The organism is Paenibacillus shirakamiensis, assembly GCF_017874255.1.
GTDB classification, from domain to species: domain Bacteria; phylum Bacillota; class Bacilli; order Paenibacillales; family Paenibacillaceae; genus Fontibacillus; species Fontibacillus shirakamiensis.
The window spans coordinates 333,043-354,095 of record NZ_JAGGLD010000004.1 but is presented as its reverse complement, the minus strand read 5'-3'; the positions used below and the strand labels follow the sequence as shown (position 1 = coordinate 354,095).

Sequence of the window (21,053 nt, the reverse complement as noted above, 5' to 3'; positions counted from 1 at the left end):
TTTGCACCACGTTGGCGTATCTAATTTTTTCATATTTTCAATTCCCTCTAAGCAATTTGGTTTCCTTAACCTAGTGTAGTACAATACCGACAACACAATCTAAGGAGGCAGCTAACTTATGGAACCTACAATTCAATCCGAAGAAGGACGATTTTTTGTAGAACAAGAGGGTGAATCCATTGCCGAAATTACGTATGTGACGGAGCAAGATGGAAGCCTCACAATAGACCACACACTGGTATCTGAGCAGCTTCGTGGACAGTCTATCGGCGAGCAACTCGTCAAGAAAGTGGTAGACAAAGCCCGCACTGAAGGTGTAAAGATCACGCCTGTCTGTTCTTACGCAGCTCATCAGTTCGAGAAGCATGCTGAATATAAGGATGTTCTTAAAACATAAATAGTTAGCAAAAAGACGGACCTTCATTCCAAATTACACTGGATTAAGGTTCGTCTTTTTAAATTAATTATTTTAAAGAAGTTCATATAACCCCGCAACAACTAGATCCGCTCGTTGCAACACGTCTTTCTGTCCAATACCAACTACTCGCATACCCGCAGCAAGAGCCGCTTCAACTCCTGCAGTTGCATCTTCAAAGACCACGATGTCCTTCGGTTCAAGTCCTAAGTTTTGACCTGCTAACAAGAACACCTCAGGATCTGGCTTTGCTTTCGTGACTTGATTTCCGTCAATTACAACATCAAACAGATAAGCTATATTCAATTGATCAAGAATAAATTTTGCATTTTTGCTGGCTGAGCCTAAGGCCACTTGAATTCCCTGCTCACGCAAATCAATTAGATAGGCCTTGGCGCCTGGCAATAGCTCGGAATCATTCAACTTAGAAATATACTCTACATATTTTTCGTTCTTTTTAGCGGCAAGCTGTAATAGTTCATGCTCTGAAAGATGTAATCCCCCTATTTCTAGTAGAATACGCAAGGATTCCATGCGACTAACACCTTTGAGTCGTTCGTTGTCCTGTTCCGTAAATTCAAACCCAAGCTGATTCGCAAGCTCTCTCCAAGCCAGAAAATGATATTTCGCTGTATCGACAAGAACGCCATCCAGATCAAAAATGGCGCCTTTCATCTGTTCGAACATAGGTCTTCCTCCATCCATTCTAACGAAGATATTGTACTATGACTGCATTTGAGCCATATCCGACCTATAAAAGATCGTAACTGAAGTATGGGGCATACAGGATTTCTGTATACCTTTTATAGACACATCTAGCGCTTGTGAACCTTCTTTCCATTGAAGTGATTGTAACTTGTGCTTAAGCTGATATCTCATTCCGCTGAAGTCTTTATGTATATTTTTATGCAACGTATTGTTCGATCAGTGATTCGTATGGTTCGATCAGAGCTTCAAAAAATAACTCGCAACTTTTTCCAATTAAAGTCGTCTCTATATACGGTTACAATTTCTTCAATAATTTAATTAATGGAGGTTTATGACACATTCAATTTCTAACTGGTTCTCACGTATTATGCTTACCACTATCATGTTCATGCTTGCGACAGGACAAACAAGTGCTGCCGCTTCAGTCGGACAGGTCATCTCCCGCCCTGACACAGCAGTAACGCTGAGTCAAGCTGATAACTCCCAAGATACCATTACCTTCAAAAAGGGAGGTACATCCGTTTTTGTATCTAATGCCCCTGAGACCCTATGGGATGGTAATCGTACCGACGGCTCCAAAGTCAGCCAAGTCAATGCAACCTTGTACCGAGATAAGCTAACAGGAAGCTTCCGCTTCTGGTCAGTCCATACGAATGCCACTAAAAAGAAACTAAATTTCTATATGAATGTACAAAATCCTTCTTCCCAACCCGTTAAGTTATACATGAAAAAGCAGGGTTATTCCTATGGAACCTCAGCCGATCCCGCCTCGTCGGCAGTAGGCTCCGTCCAGCAATTTTTAGGTAAGCCTTCCACCGGTAGTTATATAGCTACAATACCACCAGGTGGCTCCTATTTCATCTGTTATGCTTACGCTGTTGCACCTTATCAAGCGCTGAATTATATCGGTGATTTCCGAGCTGTGAACGTAAAGACGGGTCAAAATGAAGCCGTTAATGTATCGGATATTGCTACGAACAACGGTACGGTTAATTTGAAGACCTATGCCGCGAGTCCGCGCATTGCCCCAACGAATTATGACTTTAAGACGGGAGACGATTATCGGGGCCTTCTTCCAAGTTCCGCAAGAACGGTCGAGGTCAACGTCGAATTAACTCCAGATAATCCAGCTAAATCTATCAAGATTAGCGATTCTGAGCCCTTTGCTTATACCGGAGAGCAGGAGCGTCTAATGACACGTTGGACGACGGCCGGAATACCCCTCGCTAAAGCTGTTGAAGTTGTAGGAAATAATAAAAAACAACGCGGAGCCTACTGGTATACGGATCTGAGCTATGCTATTCATATTGAGAATAATACAGGTCTAAATACAGTACGTACATTATATGGTTCGGCGCCAAGAAGTGAAGCCACAGGGTTCATTCATTATAAGTTAGATCAATCCCCGCTTCAGACTTTTGCATTCGGCCGAGCGCAGACGCGTTTCATTACAAGTCAGCCTACGTTTACATTGAACACCATGATTCAACCCTTCTTATCTGTACCCTTAGGACTTTATTTCGTCGCAGAATAAAAATAGATCTCCATTATACTCAAATATACTTAAAAGGAGTGCCCTCAGCCCTATCCGGCTTTGAGGACACTCCTTTTTGACATGATGACTTACTCAATATCCATTGAAGATTATAAATTAATAAATGCTGTATTCAGCTTGGAACTATACTGTACATCTAGACCCAATCCCTGCGCCAGTAAGGCTAGAGGAACGAACGTCTTGGTCTCCTTGCCGAACTTTGCTAGATAAGCTGGGCTTGCCGTAGGTATCTTTACTCCATTGATAAGAACGGTCTTTGATCCAATCGTAATGCTGACTTTACGGCTGCCGTAGCTGATGCTGGCCGTATTACTCCGAGTATCCCATACGGAAGTAGCCCCAATCGCACTCACAATATCTTTTATGGGTAAGAACGTCTGTCCATTTTTCACCGTAGGATGATATGGGGAATTCAGTTCATTTCCACTTACAACAACCGCAATTTGTGCAGGATCCTCGCGCTGCGCGAGCTTTTTCGAACTTCCCCAAATTATATCGGAAAATACTTTGGCGATCACCTCATACCCCATTTGATTAGGATGAATATCGGTATCACTAAATATATGCGTATAGGATATTTCATTGCCTACGAAGGCTTTAGCAATATGTGCGGCTTTGATATTAGCTCCTTTGGCAGCGAATTCCGCTACTAAGCTATCAACGCATGCTGAGAAATCACTTGCCGCCTTTTCCAACTTCAAGTAAGCTGCGGCCCCTGCAAGCTGCGGAACAGGCTGATACTGATCTGCAATAACGATTAAGGCTTGTGGATTGATAATCGTGAGATCATTCAACACCTGTCTAAGGTTCACCGCATAATTAGCTAAAAGCTGCTTCAATTGTGTATCTGCTTCTACTTCTGATAAAGAGAGGTTCGTTAAGCTTTTCATCAGGGGCGTTACATCATTGCCTCCAATAGAAAGGGTAATGACATTTGCAGCTTGTAGATCGGCTTTTGCTGTAAGTGTCCCTGTACCAAATTGTGCAATTCTTGGATCTAGTAGACCCAGTTGAATAGAGTCTGGAGTTAATGTTCTTCCCTCTTTAACTGCACCGATATAATTACGCAATCCCTCTGTAGTTAGCCCTAGAATACCGTAATTGGAAGTCTGTGTTCTGCCACGAAACAGCCCTTGTTCGTTCAAACGCTCTACGTACCCATATGGTTTGGGATTAGCTTCTGTTCTAAAGCTAGGTTCGTAACCTGCACTTACGGAATCTCCAAGTGCTACGATGCGATATACTTGTTTGAGTTGTTGAACTGCAACGGGCTGGGCGGCCTGTACAGAAGATGCCGGCATATCTGCTGCATAGACTCCAGATCCCCCTGCTAACATTCCCAGCACAGCAATCCCTGCAATAAGTGATTTATATTGATGTTTCCCCTCAACGTACACAAACACACCTTCCTCTCTGAATTTTAAGTAGATATTTTGAAAATTAGATATTGTTGACCTGCAACTTATTCATCGCGGTTATGACCTGGCCGATCGGTTCTCTTCAAATAATCGTCATACCGAGGATCTATTTCCTTAGCCATTGTTCGTAATTTCTTCGTTTCTTCCGCAATAGGATCCAGCGGAGTCTGAATACGAATCTCATATCTAGGAGAGAGATGTCTGCGTTCTTCTTGATCCCTCTCCTCTGGAGTGAGCTTCCCACTCTCTAGCAATGCCCGAAGCTCTCTTTCTAATTCCTGTTCTTGTTCACTATGCTTATCCTCATTCATGGTGTCTGCCTCCTGAATACTTATATTAGTGTGTGTAGGGCTACCTCTAAAGCTGTTTTTATGAGACATGTATGAACATGATTGTATTAATACCCTGAAGCTCCCGCTTCCTCAATCACTTGAATCAGCTCTTGGTGCATGTGACCATTCGTAGCTACAATATGTCGCGCGCCAAGATGAAAAGCCTGCCCTTGTGTATCTGTCACTTTACCGCCGGACTCTTGAATAAGTAATACCCCTGCTGCAATATCCCAAGAGTTCAGTCCTACTTCGTAATACCCGCTTAGTCTTCCGGCCGCTACATAAGCCAAATGCATGGCTGCCGATCCCATGGCCCTTAGGCTTCGAGTGCGTGGGGCAAGGGCCTGCATCCCTTTTAAATTTAGAGGCAAAGCAAAATCACGCTCCGGGTTGAATCCAATGGCTATTACACTGTCAGCAAGTGTATCCTCTGACGAGACCGCAGTTGGCGTACCATGCATATAAGCACCGCGACCCTTCTCAGCCACGAACATTTCATCACGCATCGGATCATAGATCACACCAATGATAAGTTCACCATGATGTGCTAAAGCAATGGAAATGCAAAAATAAGGAAAACCTTGAACAAAATTTGTAGTCCCATCAACTGGATCTACAATCCACAGATATTCCGCATCCTCTAAGGCATCCATAGGTTCTGTTGATGCCGCTTCTACTCCTTCTTCCCCCAGAAAAGCATGATCGGGGAAATGCGTTAAAATTAATTTGCGAATCATGAGTTCTGCGCCTTTATCCACATCCGTCACCAAATCTTGAGCCGATTGCTTTATGTCGAGTTCCTTAATATTTCCGAGCCTGCTCTTAATCCATTGGCCCGTCTTAGCAGCGGCGTTAATAGCTACGGCCGTCGGACTCTTACTGCTCACCATATAAGGATCTTGCTCTGGGCTGATATTCGGGTTCACATTCAGGTTCAACGTCCTCACTCAACTCTCTACTTATATTTTCTATTTTTTTCCTGTTTCCAATCTATACGTTACCCGAAAAAGTTATTCATAGTCAATGCAAAAACACGCAATTTTTAGCCTTATTTTCATATGAAAAAAAATTCTAAACCTTTTTTAAGTATTAATTGATTATTGGAGAGAAAAGGACTACTGAAGAGTAATTTTCACTTCACAAAAAATGATTTATCTTCAGTAAAAAAAGAGTGTCCCAAAATCAAGATCTCGGGACACTCTCGATATATAATCCACTTTCCTATCGTTTTCAGAATTTTCTGGTTCCCCACATATTAACCATTAGACAACACTGATTTCATCATCTAACCGTCCTTATTGTACCCAGAGAGCCTCCTTGAAACAATATGATTCTTTTCCTTCCTTAAGTTAAAATTTCAACCGATGCTTCATTTAATATGCGAACGCCCTCTGCGCTATAAAGAGCCAAATCCTCCATTAGATTGAAAAGCGCTCCGTCTTTCAACTTCGCTTCGATCATTACATCTATCCTGTCAGTGATGGGTGCAATTTTCCTAAGAAAATCCAGCAGTGGGCCTACATCCACATGATCGGCATGACTGCGAGGATCCGTGATACTTTTCGGACTAGAAGCGTGTATCTTTGGAGGAAGCGGATCGGAAGCTGAAGAATCTGCCTGTGCATATGCCGTTTGCCATGTAGATTGAATACGTGGCCATAAGGAAGCAGGATCTTCTCCCTCATGATTGACCGATTGATGATGAATATCAAGTACCATAGGCATCTGAAGTTCCTCACAGACTGCTAGCGTCTCTAAGGCATTAAAGGTTTTATCATCGTTCTCAAATGTAAGACGCTGTCTAATTTTATTGGGTAATTGTAGGACATTCTCCTTAAATCGTTCAGCCGCCGAAGGCTTATCTCCATATGCTCCACCAATATGAATATTATTCTTTGAGCGTGCATTTAGCCCCATAGCGTCAAGCATCATGATATGGTAATCCAAATCACGAATTGAACTCGCAAGCACTTCAGGACGAGGTGTACTTAATACCGTGAAATGATCCGGGTGAAAAGAGACACGCATGTCTTCCTTTTTGACATAGTCGCCAATCGCCTTGAAATCCGCTTGAAGCGCAGGCCAAGGATTCCAATCCATTAACTCTCCATGAGTAGCCAGAGGAATCATCTTAGAGGAGAACCGATATACTTTAATATCATAAGCCCGATTATGCTTAAGTAAGCGTAGGGTATTATGCAAATTCTCAGCAGCTACGTGTTCTAACCTACGCAGGGCAGCCGGTCTGTCTGCCAATTGACTGAAGCTCTTGTAGGTCATGGTCTTGGAAGGCGATGCATTCTTAACCCGTGTAGACATAGCGACATAACCGAATCGTACGATCACTTGTGCTCACCTTCTTTTTTTATATCCATTGCCAAAAAAACCGTTAATCACAGTGGATTAACGATTCTTCCAACTCTTATAGATTGGTATTCCTCAACTAGACTCAAATCATGCATGGTCTGAGAAGAACATTTCATAAGCTAAAGCTGTCTGCACACGAGATTCTTCATCAGTCAGTGGACGAATCAGAGACATTTCGACTTCTGTCACTTCTTCCCCATTAAAATTAATCTCCGCAATACAGCCCTGTATTTTAACAATAGCTACAGCTCGGTTGTCCGGCGTATAGGCAATGACTTTCTGACCTGTCGGGAACACGCGGAGTCCGGTTTTCACCATTTTACCCCGGCCATATTCCATCAGTTCATACAATTCCTGCTCATTTTTGAACTTGCACACGGAGTTGAACTCTGTCTGAAATCCCATACTTAGTTCACTCCATTGTTGAAGTCCAGATTCTGCCTAGCATCATAGCGCTGTTGAGCTAGATCAATTAAGCGATCCAATAGGGATTCATAGGATACACCAGTCTCTCTCCACAGGAGGGGATACATACTGAATGGCGTGAAGCCAGGCATCGTGTTCACTTCATTAATTAGAATCGATTGATCCGCTGTAAGGAAGAAATCTGCACGACATAAGCCACTGCCTTCGGTGGCCTTGAACGCCTTTACGGCGAGTTCGCGAATCCGCTCCGCAAGTTCCGTATCTATTGTAGCTGGAATGACCATTTGAGACTTACCATCCAAATATTTAGCTTGATAGTCATAGTATTCACTATCACTAGACGACACAACCTCACCCGGCACCGAGGCTTCCGCATCATCATTACCTAGGACACCCACTTCAATTTCACGGGCTTGTACAAATTCCTCTACGATAACTTTCAGATCATAGCGGAACGCATAGTCTACGGCTTTAAGCAGTTCATCACGATTGGAGGCTTTGGAGATTCCTACGCTAGATCCAAGATTAGCCGGCTTCACGAAACATGGGTAACCCAGCTTATCTTCAATCCCCTGAATTAGCGTATGGCTGTTACGTTCCCATTGAGGGCCAGTGAAATAACAATATTTACATTGTTCCAGTCCCGCATCGGCAAAAAGTTTCTTCATTACTACTTTATCCATACCTGCCGCTGAGCTAAGCACACCTGCACCTACGTAGGGAAGGTCTGCCATTTCGAACAATCCTTGAATCGTACCATCTTCTCCATAAGTTCCATGAAGAAGTGGGAATACCACATCTACAGCCGCTTGACCTGTAGCCAGCTTGCTGAACAATTGCTGGATCGCTATAGAAGTGTCCCCTGCCTCCTTTTCAAGACGCAAATGAGTTAAATCAGCGAAAGGAGCATGAAGCTTAGAGCCTACTCTCCATTCGCCTTGCTTCGTAATATAGAAAGGAAGCACATCATATTTGTTAAAATTAAATGCATTCATCACTGCGAAGGCCGTTTGAAGCGACACTTCATGTTCTCCAGACTTCCCGCCGTATACTAGACCAACGGTTAACTTATCCTGTCCCATGGTTAACCTCTTTTCACTTTATGTTCAGAACCGATCCGCTATATGAAATAAGCGGTGCACGGTATTCTTCGTCCAGGCATAGGAATCTTGATAATCCCAATACCTGTGCTTACTACTTGTGGTATGAGCATTTACAAGCGGCATGCCGGAAGCATCAAAAGCAGTTACTATCGTGCTGTGTCCGTACGTACCCTTGCCATCCCAGTCATAGATAATGACATCTCCTAGGTCTAGTTGCTCTGGACGTTCGACAATTGTCGCACCCAGTCCGCCTCTACTTAAGTAGCGCTCCAAGCTGTTAGCCACAGCCCAGCTATAGCTCCAAGCCTCTTTGCTTCCGACATAACCTTTATACCACCAGCCCGATTCTCTTTTTCCAGTATAGTTGATTGGAGCGCCCCCTGCAAAGAGACTTTGCGAGATATAATTCGTGCAATCTACTGCAAAATCGGCAAATTCCGGGTTTGTTTTATCCCACCATCGATCTGCATAATCGGCAGCTTCTGCCCTTTTATATATACTAGACCTGCTTCTTCCCCCGTCGCCAAGTACTTTATTATTTAAATAGGGACGACCCTGAGCTATTGGAATATCTTGATCTGTATACTGTTCATTATGGGGAAGCTTTGTTACCGGATGGCGCTCTGGGACCTGCACGACTACGCGAATTATAGACCAATCTCTATTCTCTCGCTGTAGTGTTAGACGTTCATAATCGATTCGTTCTTCCTTATGAGAGACGCCGCCCTTCTCATAATAGATCGTTCGGTGGAACTCTAGATCAATCTCTACTTCCCCTTCACGCTGCTCAACCTCTCGCAGTAATTTTGCTCTCGTCTCACTGCGCAGCGGTGTCGCTTTTCTTTTCTTATACCATGCTTCAAGCATTTGCTTCCGTTCGCCACGTTGCACCAAATAATCCAAATCCGTAACTACTGTAGGCACGGTATGCGGGCGATAATCCACTTCATCCTTATTCTGCTGTTGGATATAGGCAGATAAGGCCCCTTTCCATTCTTCAGCCATTATGAGTGCCACCTTTCCATAAGTAAGGTCAATTTTTGTTCTTATCTTCATCAATAATTGAACGAATTGTTAGGCCACAAGCCTTGCTTAAAATTATATGATTCAAGAGCGGACAGTATGTTGCGGATAAGCCTCTAACATACCCTGAACTATCGCAAAATTTCCAGTATATTTCCGCAATTTAGGCGCAAAAAATACTTTACTCACTAAGGAAGAGGCGGTATACTTAAGTAAGAAATATTTTGAAATTACGTTTCATCTAATGGAACAACTTAGCTCTCATTAATGAATGATGTTATGAAAAAGAAAGTCGAAAAGCACGGCTTTGCCATTGCTTTTACGTCTATAGAAGATGATTGCAATGTCTATGCTTCTTTCGCAAAAAAACTAGGAGGTTCACAGATGCCCATTCACGACCAATTTTCCGTATCCAAGAACTTAGAAGTAGGCGGTAGAAGCTACCGTTATTTCGATCTACAAGCGCTTGAACAACAAGGCTTCAGCCATGTATCCAAATTGCCTTTTTCTATTAAAGTATTGCTTGAAGCGGCTGTTAGACAATTTGATGGTAGAGCCATTACCCCTGAACATGTAAAACAAATTGCGGACTGGACCGAAGGTCAAGACAGCAATAAGGAGATTCCTTTTATCCCCGCTCGTATCGTATTGCAAGACTTCACAGGTGTTCCCGTTGTTGTCGATCTCGCTGCTATGCGCGACACCGTGAAGAAAGCTGGCGGCGACCCGAAGCAGATCAACCCGCTCGTTCCGGTTGACCTTGTTATTGACCACTCTGTTATGGTCGATGCTTACGGTACAGAAGATGCACTCGAATATAATATGAATGTTGAATTTGAACGGAATGAAGAACGTTACCGCTTTCTTCGCTGGGCACAGACGGCTTTCAATAATTTCCGCGCTGTTCCACCGGCAACAGGTATCGTGCATCAGGTTAACTTAGAATACTTGGCTTCCGTAGCTGCTACGAAGACCATTGATGGCGAGACTGTTGTATTCCCAGACTCCTTGGTAGGTACGGACTCCCATACTACGATGATCAACGGACTTGGCGTAGTGGGCTGGGGCGTGGGCGGAATTGAAGCCGAAGCAGGTATGCTTGGTCAACCCTTGTACTTCGTAGCTCCGGAAGTAATCGGATTTAAGCTTGTAGGTAGCCTAACTGAAGGCGCTACAGCTACAGACTTGGCGCTAACTGTAACTCAAATGCTTCGTAAAAAAGGTGTTGTAGGCAAATTCGTAGAGTTCTACGGACCGGGTCTATCCAACATCAGTCTAGCTGACCGCGCTACAGTAGCTAACATGGCTCCTGAATATGGTGCCACAGTAGGTTATTTCCCTGTAGATGATGAGACGTTGAACTACCTACGCAGCACGGGTCGTCCAGATGAGCAAATTGCTCTAGTTGAAGCTTATTACAAAGCACAAGGTATGTTCCGTACAAGCGATACGGTAGATCCACAGTTCAGCGACTTGATCGAGATGGATTTGGCTTCGGTTGTACCGAGTTTGGCTGGACCTAAGCGTCCCCAAGACCGTGTAGAACTAACTGAAATGCAATCCAACTTTAACGGCATTATCCGTACCCCTGTAGAAAAAGGCGGCTATGGCCTTAGTGATGATAAAATCGCTCAAGTTGTTGAAGTGAAGCATCCTAATGGAGAAGTAAGCCAAATGGGGACAGGTGCAGTCGTAATCGCCGCGATTACAAGCTGTACGAATACATCGAACCCAAGTGTTATGCTTGGAGCAGGATTGCTGGCTAAGAAAGCGATCGAACGCGGTCTTACGAAGCCTGCCTATGTAAAAACAAGCTTAACTCCAGGTTCTCTGGTGGTAACGGAATACTTGGAAAAAGCAGGTCTAATTCGTTCCCTAGAACAGCTTGGCTTCTATGTAGCTGGTTATGGCTGTGCAACATGTATCGGGAACTCCGGTCCACTGCCAGACGAAGTAAGTGCAGCCATTAGTGAAAATGATATGACGGTGGCAGCTGTCATCTCAGGTAACCGGAACTTTGAGGGCCGCGTTCATGCCCAAGTCAAAGCCAATTACCTTGGCTCGCCACCACTCGTAGTAGCTTACGCTATTGCAGGTACCGTAAATATTGATCTACAAAATGATCCACTCGGTCATGATCCAGAAGGCAACCCGGTCTACCTTAAAGACATCTGGCCGTCTTCACAAGAAATTAAAGATGCGATCGGACTATCCGTTAGTCCAGCTATGTTCCGTAGCAAGTACGAGAATGTATTTACACAAAATGAACGTTGGAACTCCATTCCTGTACCTGAGGGAGAATTGTATGAATGGGATGACAAATCCACTTACATTGCTAACCCTCCATTCTTCACAAAAATTGGAGATGGCGTTCAGGATATCGAAGAGATTCGCGGAGCTCGTGTCCTTGCCTTGCTAGGAGATTCCGTAACTACGGACCATATCTCTCCAGCAGGTAATATTACGCCTACAAGCCCAGCGGGTATCTATTTGAATGAGCATGGTGTTGCACGTAAAGATTTCAACTCTTACGGCTCACGTCGGGGTAATCACGAAGTCATGATGCGCGGAACTTTCGCCAACATCCGAATCCGTAACCAAGTAGCTCCGGGCACAGAAGGTGGCGTAACCAAATATCTACCTACGGATGAGATCATGTCTATCTATGATGCATCGATGAACTACCAGAATGCTGGAACGAACCTTGTCGTACTAGCAGGTAAAGAATACGGTACAGGAAGTTCACGTGACTGGGCAGCCAAAGGTACATTCTTGCTTGGCGTCAAAGCTGTCATCGCAGAGAGCTTCGAGCGGATTCACCGTAGTAACCTTGTAGGAATGGGCGTTCTGCCGCTTCAATTCCAAGAAGGACACGGCTGGAAGACTCTCGGACTGGATGGAACGGAAACGTTCGATATTCTGGGCATCGACAATGATGTGAAGCCAGGTCAGACGCTTACGGTCATTGCTACACGCGTAGATGGTACGCAGTTTGAATTCCCTGCGGTTGCTCGTCTAGATAGCATGGTAGACGTAGATTACTACCACAATGGTGGTATTCTACAGACGGTTCTTCGTCAAATGATCGAAGCTTCTGAGATCAAATCCTAATCTAGATATTCAAAAAAAGGAGTCGGCTATGAGCCGGCTCCTTTTTTTGTTATTAGAACTATCCATTTACTTAAGGGCTATAGAATACAAGAAGGGTTAAAATATTCCAGCTTCGTAAGCAGGATACTCTTGGGGTGTAATCCTTCACCATGCTTAGATAGTTCTAACAAGGGGTATTTCCAATAAGTTCTATAACATTTTTGGCAATTCTGGTCATGCTATAGTCCCTGTTTCCTTTGCTCTTCATTGAAGAGTTCGTTATATCAGGCTCAGCTATAACTAGGTCATCCTTTTAACTATATGGTAAGTCCATTCAAATCCAAATTGTAGCAAAAAAAATTTAAAATTAACTTTCACTCTTAGAATACATCTGTTATATTATATGTATAACAGATGCAAAGGAGGTACCCCTTGCTCATTCAACTAGATATGCAGTCCGAACTCCCCATCTACACTCAATTATACAATCAGATTATTGAAGGCATCGCTCGTGGCGAGTTAGAATTTGGCGAAGCACTTCCTTCAGTAAGGAGCATGGCCTCAGATATCGGGATTAATCTGCACACTGTGAACAAAGCGTATACCCTGTTGAAGCAAGAGGGATATATTCAAATCCACCGTCAAAAAGGAGTTGTTGTTCATCCCGACGGAATGCCGCTCGTTACTGCAGAATTCCTAGATCGTCAGACAAGTGAACTGCGTCCCATACTTGCTGAGGCCATATTACGCGGCATGGAGAGGGAACAAATGCTTAACATGATCAACCGTCTTTATGACGAGATCCGACCTAACTGAGAAAGGAGTGAGAGAGCATGTCTTGGCTATTTTCAAGCATTCTGCTTATTACGTTCGCATGTATAGACGCATTACTAATTTCGACACCTTATCTAACTCGAAGAACCATGAGCTTTGGCGTATCCGTCACAGAAGAAATGTTCTTAGGTAAGACACTTACAACCATGCGGCGTCAATTTGTTCAGATTAATGTTCTTTTGCAGGGAATTTTATGGCTGACTTTAGCCCTCCTTTTGTTCACGGGGAAGGAAGCTGTTCAACAATTATCCGTAACCATCTACACCTTAATGACAGTTGTGTTATTTGTTCTGATCCAATTTATCTTCTATAGCAAAACAAAAAAATTCAAAGCCACGCAGCCAGCTACAACACTAGCGAAGTACACAATAGTCATTGATACTTCTTTCCATCGCCGCAAGCTAGTTCATTCTAATCTGTGGTTCCTTATTCACCTAGGAGTCATCCTCACTTGCTTCTTACTCGCCCTGAACTACTATGATTTAGCACCAAATCGACTAATTATGCACTACAATTGGCAGGGAAATGCGGATCGCGTAGGGAATAAGACCTATATGCGCATCTTTCTTCCCAATGTGATACAGATCGTCATGCTGCTTATTTTCTGGTCCACTAATGTCATTATCCAGAAAAGCAAACAGCAGACACAGGCTGGGGGAAATACGGAGGAATCCATTCAACATCAGGTCCTGTTCCGCCGTAAATGGTCGATGTTCACAATCCTTATGGGCTTCGTAATGATTTTATTGTTCAGTCTCATGCAGCTCAGCATGTTCAGACGTATTGAGCCCACTACCTTAGCCATTATATCTTTAGGGATGCCTCTATGTATCTTAATCAGTATCTTTTTCTTATCCCTTCATACAGGTCAAGGAGGAATTCGTTTGAGAAAAGGGACAATGGTTAACCCGAGTGCTCATCCTGCTCATGATGATACTTACTGGAAGCTTGGAGGAATTTATGTGAATCCGAATGACCCTTCTCTATTTGTAGAAAAGAGGATGGGAATTGGCTGGACTTTGAATTTTGGAAGACCGATGGGATTTGTAATTTTACTAGGTCCTATTATAATTTCAGTGATCATTTCAATTATTGCTGCATGGTAATCCGACAACTAAGCCCTTTTCATCTCATGCCACTTTTCATGCTAAGTTAAGCAATGTGCAAATTTAATTTTTTTCAGGTCATTTTCGTTATGACTTTGCCGAACGTCACTTCTAATCTCACCTTAGATCTACATCATGGTATTTCACTCTCAACCATTCCAGGAGGACAAATACAATGAAAAAATATATCGTTCGTTCCGTCACCGCAGCAGCATTAACCGCTATGCTTACTTTACCAGCTGCACAAGGCCTGGCCTTAGCCAAAAGCACACTGGTACCTGTTCGACAAGCCGCTGCCACAATAGGTGCGGGTGTAGTATGGAATGCCAAGTCTCAGACCGTTACCCTTACGAAGGGAACGACTAAGTTAGTGCTCACCGTCAACAAAACAAAGGCCACTCTTAATGGGAAGACAGTTACGATTAAAGAGCCTTTGAAAGTGATTAAGAACCAAGCTATGGTCGCAGTCGACCAGCTGAAAGTCTGGTTCAAGCCTCAGTCCACAGGAACGCCATCCACACCCGTACCTCCAACGCCTCCATCCACTCCTGTAACTACAGGCGAAGTAGCTGATCTTTTCATCCAGGGTATTAGCACAGGGGACGCTACTAAGGCAGAAAAGTATATGACCCCAGCACTGAAATTATCCATACCTACAGCTGCACTACAGAACTTATGGAAAGGGTACAGCGGCCTGTACGGTGACATCTCTAGTCAGCTCTCCAAGTCCACTAAAGTTAATGCCATTCACACCAATGTGACCTATACGTTCAAGACTAGTCAGACCTCTATCGATATCATTGTGCGCTTGAATAAAGAAGGTAAGGTCGATGATTTATATGTTCAACCTACGAATGCTGCTGTACACCAAAGTCCATCTTACGATCGCTCCACTTCTTACACGGAGGAGGAGGTTCAGATTGGAGAAGGAATATTCGCCCTTCCGGGTACATTTACGAAACCGATAGGAACTAGTGGAGCTTATCCAGTAATTGTTCTTGTGCATGGCTCTGGTCCAAGTGATCGGGATGAATCGATTGGCGGTGCCAAAATTTTCAAAGACCTAGCTGCTGGCTTAGCTAGCCAAGGAATCGGTGTGCTTCGATATGACAAGATCACTTATGAACATACGTTCAAATTCGCTGCAAATCCGATTGCGACCATTCTTCAAGAGACCGTGAATGATGCACTTCAAGCTGTTCGTTATGTTCGGAATCAGCCGAATGTAGATAAGACCAAGATTTATGTAGCCGGCCATAGCCAAGGCGGATTTGCTGTGCCGCTGATCATTAATGCCGATGCTAACGAAGGTAACATCCGTGGTTCTATTATTTTATCGGGGCCAAGTGGTACCTTTATCGATGTTATGAAAGAGCAGAATCAGGAGCTAATTACACGGGTAAAAAGCCAAGGCGGAGATACAACACCGTATGAGAAAAATGCTACGCTCATTAATACGGTAGCACAGCTCTTGCAAGATCCCCGTTATTCAGTAGACAACCTACCTACCAATTTCCCATTGCCTTCCGCTTACTGGTGGTACGCTCTGAATAATTACAAACCAACAGATCTAGCCAAAACACAAAGAGTCCCTCTCCTTATTCTTGCTGGGGAGAATGACTGGCAGGTTCCACTCGACCAATTCGCTACTTGGAAAAAAGAGCTAGCTAACCGAAGCGATATAGAATATAAATCTTATCCTAAAGTAAATCACTTATTAGCTGAATATGATGGGGTATCCACGTCTGCGGAATATACACAACCTAGTCATGTATCGGAGAGTATTATTAACGATATCGTGGCATGGGCCAAAAAAGATAGATAATCATCGCCCATAAAAAGGTCATCCTTAGCCTAACGGCTGGATGACCTTTTATTTTTCTACGTGGAATTCACTCTGACTCCTCGAAGCTTGTTGAACATCATTAAGGAGGCCGTTAATACGATCAGCATCATAATTACATTAGCATAGACTCTAATGCTATGGCTTGGGCTTATTAAGTGTGCAAGCTCCCATAGTAGACCACTTCCAGCAATAACAAGGCAGTAGCACCCCAAATACTTTGTAATAGCCAACATCAAATCATCAGGTAGGGATCCTTTCCTGAACAAAGGAAACAGCGGAAGCAACTTACGGCTCAGAATCGAGTACCCGGTAAGGAACATGAATAGCCATAGGCCAAGACTCAGGAACATGTAGGCATCCCCCTCCTTATACTATAGAAAAAGACCCTTTCCGCTGGAATACGGAAACGGTCTTTCAAGTATTCCCCTTGACTACAAGTTCAATGCATCATAAGACCCATTTCACGTGCAGCTTCTACCAAGATTGGTCCAAATTCAATGAGTTTATCTTCCGATAACCGGCTTACTGGGCCCGATACAGAAAGGGCCGCGACTGCCTTTCCTGCAAGATTAAATATCGGCGCAGAGACGGCAGCAGCTCCCGGTTCACGTTCCTCATAACTCGTAGCATACCCTCTTGTACGAATCCCTTCCATTTGACGAATATAATCCTCACGATCTATCGAATCAGGCCATTCCGGCGTGTTCAGCACAGCTTGTAACGTTTTGGCATCTGAAAAAGCCACCAGTACTTTGCTTGAGGCGCCCACATACAGCGGCAATCTCGCCCCAACCGGAGCAACTCTACGTATCGCCTGATTACTTTGGACTGCTTGAATGCGAATCCGGTCTGTTCCGTCTAATAAATATAGACTGACCGTCTCACCCAGTCGATCTCGCAGTCGTTCAAGTGGCGGAAGAAGAAGCACGGCTGGGTCATCATCATGGGATAAATGAGCTGAGAGTTCCCAAATTCTCATGCCTAAGCGATATTTATCGGTGGATGAATCACGAATAACAAACCCCTTGTCTTCAAGTGTAGTAAGCAACCGATGAACAGTACTCTTATGAAGTTCAATGCGCAGGGAGATTTCGGTAAGACTTAATTCATTCTCTTTCGTAAAACATAACAATATATCCAGTGCCCGTTCAACGGCACGAACAGTTAATTTCCGGTCTTCCATCGTTCGAAGCCCCTCTCCATACGTTTCACCCTATGAAACCTAGTAACGCAAATTATAACGAACTCTTCCTCAGAAGTCTACCCACTTGAGAAGCTTTATCAACGTGTATTCAATATATTTCCTATCATTGACTTTAGCGGGGACACAAATTACGATAATTTTAGATCTTATTGCTCAAGAATCGTCTATTTCTCCACAATTTCGACAAAACCGATTAATCCTTTGCCCACAGGGTAAACACCTTAAATAATATAAATATGATAAAAAAAGGAGGGGAGATATGTCCCCGACGGATCCGCGTAATCTGATGCATACTTCCCCTAGGGAAGAGGACAATACAGAACTTATACTCACACCTGTACCTAAATTCACTAGATTAAAGCATGTACTCATTGCCACGATTTTGTCGATCGTCTTCTTCCTTATTTTCTGTTTTGTGGCTCTGCACGGTTATATCGCTTGGGTATTGTCTAATCCCACTGTAGCTCCAGTCTATTCTAACCCCTTGTTAGCTAAGGGAATGAAATATGAAGATATCTCTTTTCCAGCCATTGATGGGAGCCGAACTATGCAGGGTTGGTATATCCCAGCCGGTAATTCCAAGAAGACGATTATCTTTAGCCATGGCTATGGCGCCAATCGGGAAGAAAGCTGGATTCCTATGTATGATCTAGCCAACTTTGCCCATCGACTGGACTTTAATGTGATCATGTTCGATTATGGTTTTGCTGCTCAACACAGCAAGGAAGTCGCTACAGGAGGCAAAAAAGAGACGCAGCAGTTGCTAGGCGCCATTCAGGTTGCCAAATATAGGGGCGCCAAAGAAATTGTAGTATGGGGCTTTTCTATGGGCGCGGGCACAGCTCTTCAGGCTGGCTTAATTAGTAAAGATATCGATGCCATGATTCTAGATAGCACGTTCTTGCTAGAACCGGATACCCTTTACCATAACATCAGACAAAAGATGGATCTGCCTCAGCACCCATCTATTGAGATTCTCGAATTCCTTTTCCCTATCCTAAATGGAACCAGCTTACGCCAGATTCCTTATCAAGAGGTAAAGAAAAAAGATTATCCTTTTCCCATTCTGTTCATACACGGGACGGAAGACGAGAAAGCTCCCTATCCCATCGCAGAGATGCTCGCTTCCCATCAGACGAACAAAAATTCAGGTGTCTGGATTGTAGAAAATTCACATCATGAACTCATTTTCCGTGAACATCCTAGGGAATATTTGCGCAGAGTCTCCACGTTCCTCTCCCTGAATCATGCAGATGAATTCCGCTGAGTGAAGGTTCCATCAGCATATAGAACCTTGAGGTCCGAAGATGAGCATAGTCCAACCCTACTGTTGCATAACCCTTACAAGAGGTCATTTTGCAGGAGGAGGAACCAAGGCTATGCTCTATGTCTACGGGCCTTATTTGCCTGTGCGGATTTTAGAAGAGATTAGATTCTGGAAACAAATTGAGAAAGAACATACGACGGTCATTTTAGCCATCGTACCGAATCTTGAACCTGCCTATATTCAATTACTAAAGGACTGGGAAATTGTATTTAGAGAGACGGAGGATGCTGCAAATGATCTGCTCCAACATACGATAGCTAACCCGACTCCTACCCCCACTCCTGAGTTACTGAGGCAAACGCATCGTCTCCTAGATTCCTCTCTAAGGCAATCGAAGGAATGGATTCGTCAGCTCTATATTATACTCGATCAGAGCAAGGCCATTGCGGCATTACCGCTTGCCCATGTTGTGATTCTCCACTTCATCCGGGAATCGGAATATTTCGTAGGTGTACTAGAAACATTGAATCGGACCGACGACGTCGCGGAAGAAATTATAGAAGAACAACATATGCTGGCCCATATCTCTACTGAACAGGAGACAGACTCTAGGGATCAGACCCAAGCTATAAGAAGTGAGGAGGAACAGCCCATCTCTCGTGAACCGGATCCTGATATTGAAGTATGGACAGGGCCTGCTGTCCCCATAGGTGGACACAAGCTCCCTCCTTTGCCTTACGCTTATAATGCACTCGAACCTTATATCGATGAGAAGACCATGCGTATTCATCATGACAAGCATCACCAAAGCTATGTAGATGGACTCAATAAAGCGGAAAAAAAGCTGGAATCGTCTCGCAAGACAGGAGATTTTGATCTGGTCAAACACTGGGAACGAGAACTTGCTTTTAATGGGGCAGGCCATTATTTGCACACTATTTTCTGGAAGATCATGGGCCCTTCTGGAGGAGGTAAACCTGATGGATCTCTTGCAGAACAAATCCGGCAGGACTTTGGAAGTTTTGACGCATTCAAGACCCAATTCTCCAAAGCCGCCGAACAAGTGGAAGGCAGTGGCTGGGCCATTCTCGTCTGGAGTCCACGCAGCCACAGGCTGGAGATCCTCACCGCCGAGAAACACCAGAATCTATCTCAGTGGGATGTGATTCCGCTGCTGACCCTGGATGTCTGGGAACATGCTTATTATCTCAAGCACCAGAATGAACGGAAGAAATACATTGAAGACTGGTGGAACGTCGTGTACTGGCCTGAAGTAGCGAAGCGCTATGTATCTGCAAGACGAATTAAATGGCAACCTTTCTAACCTACAAACTCTAGGGCTAATGAATCAAAAAAAGAGCTGCCTATCAAGGGTTAACCCTTGAAGCAGCTCTTCTCCTTTGCGCAGATGCGCCATTAATCTTTGATCAAGGAAAGGAATTCAGCTCTTGAAGCAGCATCGGAACGGAAGGTTCCCCGTACACCGGAAGTGACGGTCTTGCTCCCTGGTTTCTTCACGCCGCGAGAACACATGCACAAATGCTCGCCTTCTACGACGACCATGACACCCTGAGGAGCTAGTACTTCTTCCATGATGTCTGCAATCTGTGATGTAATCCGTTCTTGAACTTGCAATCGGCGGGTTACCGCCTCCACTAATCGAGCTAACTTACTAAGCCCAGCAATGCGACCACTAGGAATATATCCGATATGCACCTTGCCGAAGAAAGGCGCCATATGGTGTTCGCATTGACTGTAGTACACGATATCTTTGACAATCACAAGTTCCTCATGATTCTCTTCGAATGTAACACCCAGTACTTCTCTAGGATCCACTTCATATCCAGCGAAAATTTCTTCATACATGCGGGTTACGCGAGCTGGAGTGTCAAGCAGACCTTCTCGCTCCACATCCTCACCAATCAGCTTCAGAATCTCGCGAATATGATGCTCTACTTGTTCCCGATGATCGCCGACCTGAGTATTCGTATAATCTTTAACGCCAGCCATACCTGTGTCCTCCTTCAAGGGAAGTGTCAGGATAAGCTATACTTCTACAAAGTATACTTCCTGTTCCTGTCTATTTTTTCTTGCGATTGACTTGAGGTCTACCCGGTTGATTCTGATTCTTCATCATTTGTTGCGCACGTTGCATTTGCTTACCGTTAAGATTGTAACCCATTTGTTGAGCCATCTTCTGAAGCGCTTGAGGGTCATTCTGCATCTTCGTGAGCTGTTTACGTAAGTACACAACACCAATGAAGAATCCTCCAACCAAACCTAGGATAAGCGCAATTATTCCTACGACATAAATCATAGCCAATCACCTCTAAATTATAATTCTGACGGTGGTCCGGAC

General features: G+C 44.1%; 20 protein-coding genes. 8 read left to right on the top strand and 12 right to left on the bottom strand.

The features are described 5' to 3' along the window. Positions 1-118 precede the first annotated feature (118 nt). Complete coding sequence (locus J2Z69_RS13530) at positions 119-397, top strand: GNAT family N-acetyltransferase (RefSeq protein ID WP_209863498.1); 279 nt, start codon at positions 119-121, stop codon at positions 395-397. A gap of 72 nt (positions 398-469) precedes the next feature. Here J2Z69_RS13530 and pgmB read toward each other — a convergent pair whose 3' ends face one another. Continuing rightward, positions 470-1,102: a beta-phosphoglucomutase gene (gene pgmB / locus J2Z69_RS13525; protein ID WP_209863495.1), complete on the bottom strand. Its 633-nt coding sequence runs from the start codon at positions 1,100-1,102 to the stop codon at positions 470-472. A 352-nt stretch (positions 1,103-1,454) separates the two neighbouring features. Here pgmB and J2Z69_RS13520 point away from each other — a divergent pair, with 352 nt between their 5' ends. Then, a complete protein-coding gene (locus J2Z69_RS13520; protein ID WP_209863492.1) occupies positions 1,455-2,657 on the top strand; it encodes a hypothetical protein in 1,203 nt (400 codons plus the stop codon). Positions 2,658-2,767: 110 nt separating this feature from the next. Here J2Z69_RS13520 and J2Z69_RS13515 read toward each other — a convergent pair whose 3' ends face one another. The 7 genes from J2Z69_RS13515 to J2Z69_RS13485 all read right to left on the bottom strand — a co-directional run bounded on the left by J2Z69_RS13515 (position 2,768) and on the right by J2Z69_RS13485 (position 9,329). Further along, on the bottom strand, positions 2,768-4,075 hold the full coding sequence (locus tag J2Z69_RS13515; protein ID WP_209863489.1) for a stalk domain-containing protein: 1,308 nt from the start codon (positions 4,073-4,075) through the stop codon (positions 2,768-2,770). A gap of 65 nt (positions 4,076-4,140) precedes the next feature. Next, entirely contained in the window at positions 4,141-4,407 is a 267-nt protein-coding gene (locus J2Z69_RS13510) for a hypothetical protein (RefSeq protein ID WP_209863486.1), read from the bottom strand. Between the two features lie 86 nt (positions 4,408-4,493). After that, positions 4,494-5,318 (bottom strand): inositol monophosphatase family protein, encoded by an 825-nt coding sequence (locus tag J2Z69_RS13505; RefSeq protein WP_209863622.1) that lies wholly within the window; start codon positions 5,316-5,318, stop codon positions 4,494-4,496. A 454-nt stretch (positions 5,319-5,772) separates the two neighbouring features. Further along, entirely contained in the window at positions 5,773-6,774 is a 1,002-nt protein-coding gene (gene uvsE, locus J2Z69_RS13500) for a UV DNA damage repair endonuclease UvsE (RefSeq protein ID WP_209863484.1), read from the bottom strand. A gap of 108 nt (positions 6,775-6,882) precedes the next feature. Beyond that, a complete protein-coding gene (locus J2Z69_RS13495; protein WP_209863482.1) occupies positions 6,883-7,200 on the bottom strand; it encodes a hypothetical protein in 318 nt (105 codons plus the stop codon). Between the two features lie 2 nt (positions 7,201-7,202). Beyond that, positions 7,203-8,303, bottom strand: coding sequence for a D-alanine--D-alanine ligase (locus J2Z69_RS13490; RefSeq protein WP_209863480.1), 1,101 nt, complete (start codon positions 8,301-8,303; stop codon positions 7,203-7,205). 24 nt (positions 8,304-8,327) lie between these two features. Next, on the bottom strand, positions 8,328-9,329 hold the full coding sequence (locus tag J2Z69_RS13485; protein WP_209863478.1) for an amidase domain-containing protein: 1,002 nt from the start codon (positions 9,327-9,329) through the stop codon (positions 8,328-8,330). A gap of 402 nt (positions 9,330-9,731) precedes the next feature. Between J2Z69_RS13485 and acnA the strand changes: the two genes are divergently transcribed. The 4 genes from acnA to J2Z69_RS13465 all read left to right on the top strand — a co-directional run bounded on the left by acnA (position 9,732) and on the right by J2Z69_RS13465 (position 16,202). Beyond that, a complete protein-coding gene (gene acnA, locus J2Z69_RS13480) occupies positions 9,732-12,458 on the top strand; it encodes an aconitate hydratase AcnA (protein WP_209863476.1) in 2,727 nt (908 codons plus the stop codon). 411 nt (positions 12,459-12,869) lie between these two features. After that, positions 12,870-13,253, top strand: coding sequence for a GntR family transcriptional regulator (locus J2Z69_RS13475; RefSeq protein WP_209863474.1), 384 nt, complete (start codon positions 12,870-12,872; stop codon positions 13,251-13,253). 17 nt (positions 13,254-13,270) lie between these two features. Continuing rightward, the gene (locus J2Z69_RS13470; protein WP_209863471.1) at positions 13,271-14,377 is read left to right on the top strand and encodes a DUF1648 domain-containing protein; all 1,107 of its coding nucleotides are present in this window, start codon (positions 13,271-13,273) and stop codon (positions 14,375-14,377) included. A 175-nt stretch (positions 14,378-14,552) separates the two neighbouring features. Next, positions 14,553-16,202: an alpha/beta fold hydrolase gene (locus J2Z69_RS13465; protein WP_209863468.1), complete on the top strand. Its 1,650-nt coding sequence runs from the start codon at positions 14,553-14,555 to the stop codon at positions 16,200-16,202. Positions 16,203-16,258: 56 nt separating this feature from the next. On the opposite strand, the gene J2Z69_RS13460 is transcribed toward J2Z69_RS13465, so the two are convergent. Then, positions 16,259-16,573 (bottom strand): hypothetical protein, encoded by a 315-nt coding sequence (locus J2Z69_RS13460; protein WP_209863465.1) that lies wholly within the window; start codon positions 16,571-16,573, stop codon positions 16,259-16,261. Between the two features lie 89 nt (positions 16,574-16,662). Beyond that, positions 16,663-17,406, bottom strand: a complete 744-nt coding sequence (locus J2Z69_RS13455; RefSeq protein ID WP_209863463.1) for an IclR family transcriptional regulator — start codon at positions 17,404-17,406, stop codon at positions 16,663-16,665. 307 nt (positions 17,407-17,713) lie between these two features. On the opposite strand from J2Z69_RS13455, the gene J2Z69_RS13450 reads away from it, so the two are divergent. Together J2Z69_RS13450 and J2Z69_RS13445 are read left to right on the top strand one after the other, a co-directional pair. Beyond that, complete coding sequence (locus J2Z69_RS13450; RefSeq protein ID WP_425355011.1) at positions 17,714-18,694, top strand: alpha/beta hydrolase; 981 nt, start codon at positions 17,714-17,716, stop codon at positions 18,692-18,694. Positions 18,695-18,806: 112 nt separating this feature from the next. Beyond that, a complete protein-coding gene (locus J2Z69_RS13445) occupies positions 18,807-20,018 on the top strand; it encodes a Fe-Mn family superoxide dismutase (RefSeq protein WP_209863457.1) in 1,212 nt (403 codons plus the stop codon). Positions 20,019-20,110: 92 nt separating this feature from the next. Here J2Z69_RS13445 and folE read toward each other — a convergent pair whose 3' ends face one another. Beyond that, positions 20,111-20,704 (bottom strand): GTP cyclohydrolase I FolE, encoded by a 594-nt coding sequence (gene folE / locus J2Z69_RS13440; protein ID WP_209863454.1) that lies wholly within the window; start codon positions 20,702-20,704, stop codon positions 20,111-20,113. 70 nt (positions 20,705-20,774) lie between these two features. Continuing rightward, positions 20,775-21,011: a YneF family protein gene (locus tag J2Z69_RS13435; RefSeq protein ID WP_209863451.1), complete on the bottom strand. Its 237-nt coding sequence runs from the start codon at positions 21,009-21,011 to the stop codon at positions 20,775-20,777. Positions 21,012-21,053: the final 42 nt, after the last annotated feature.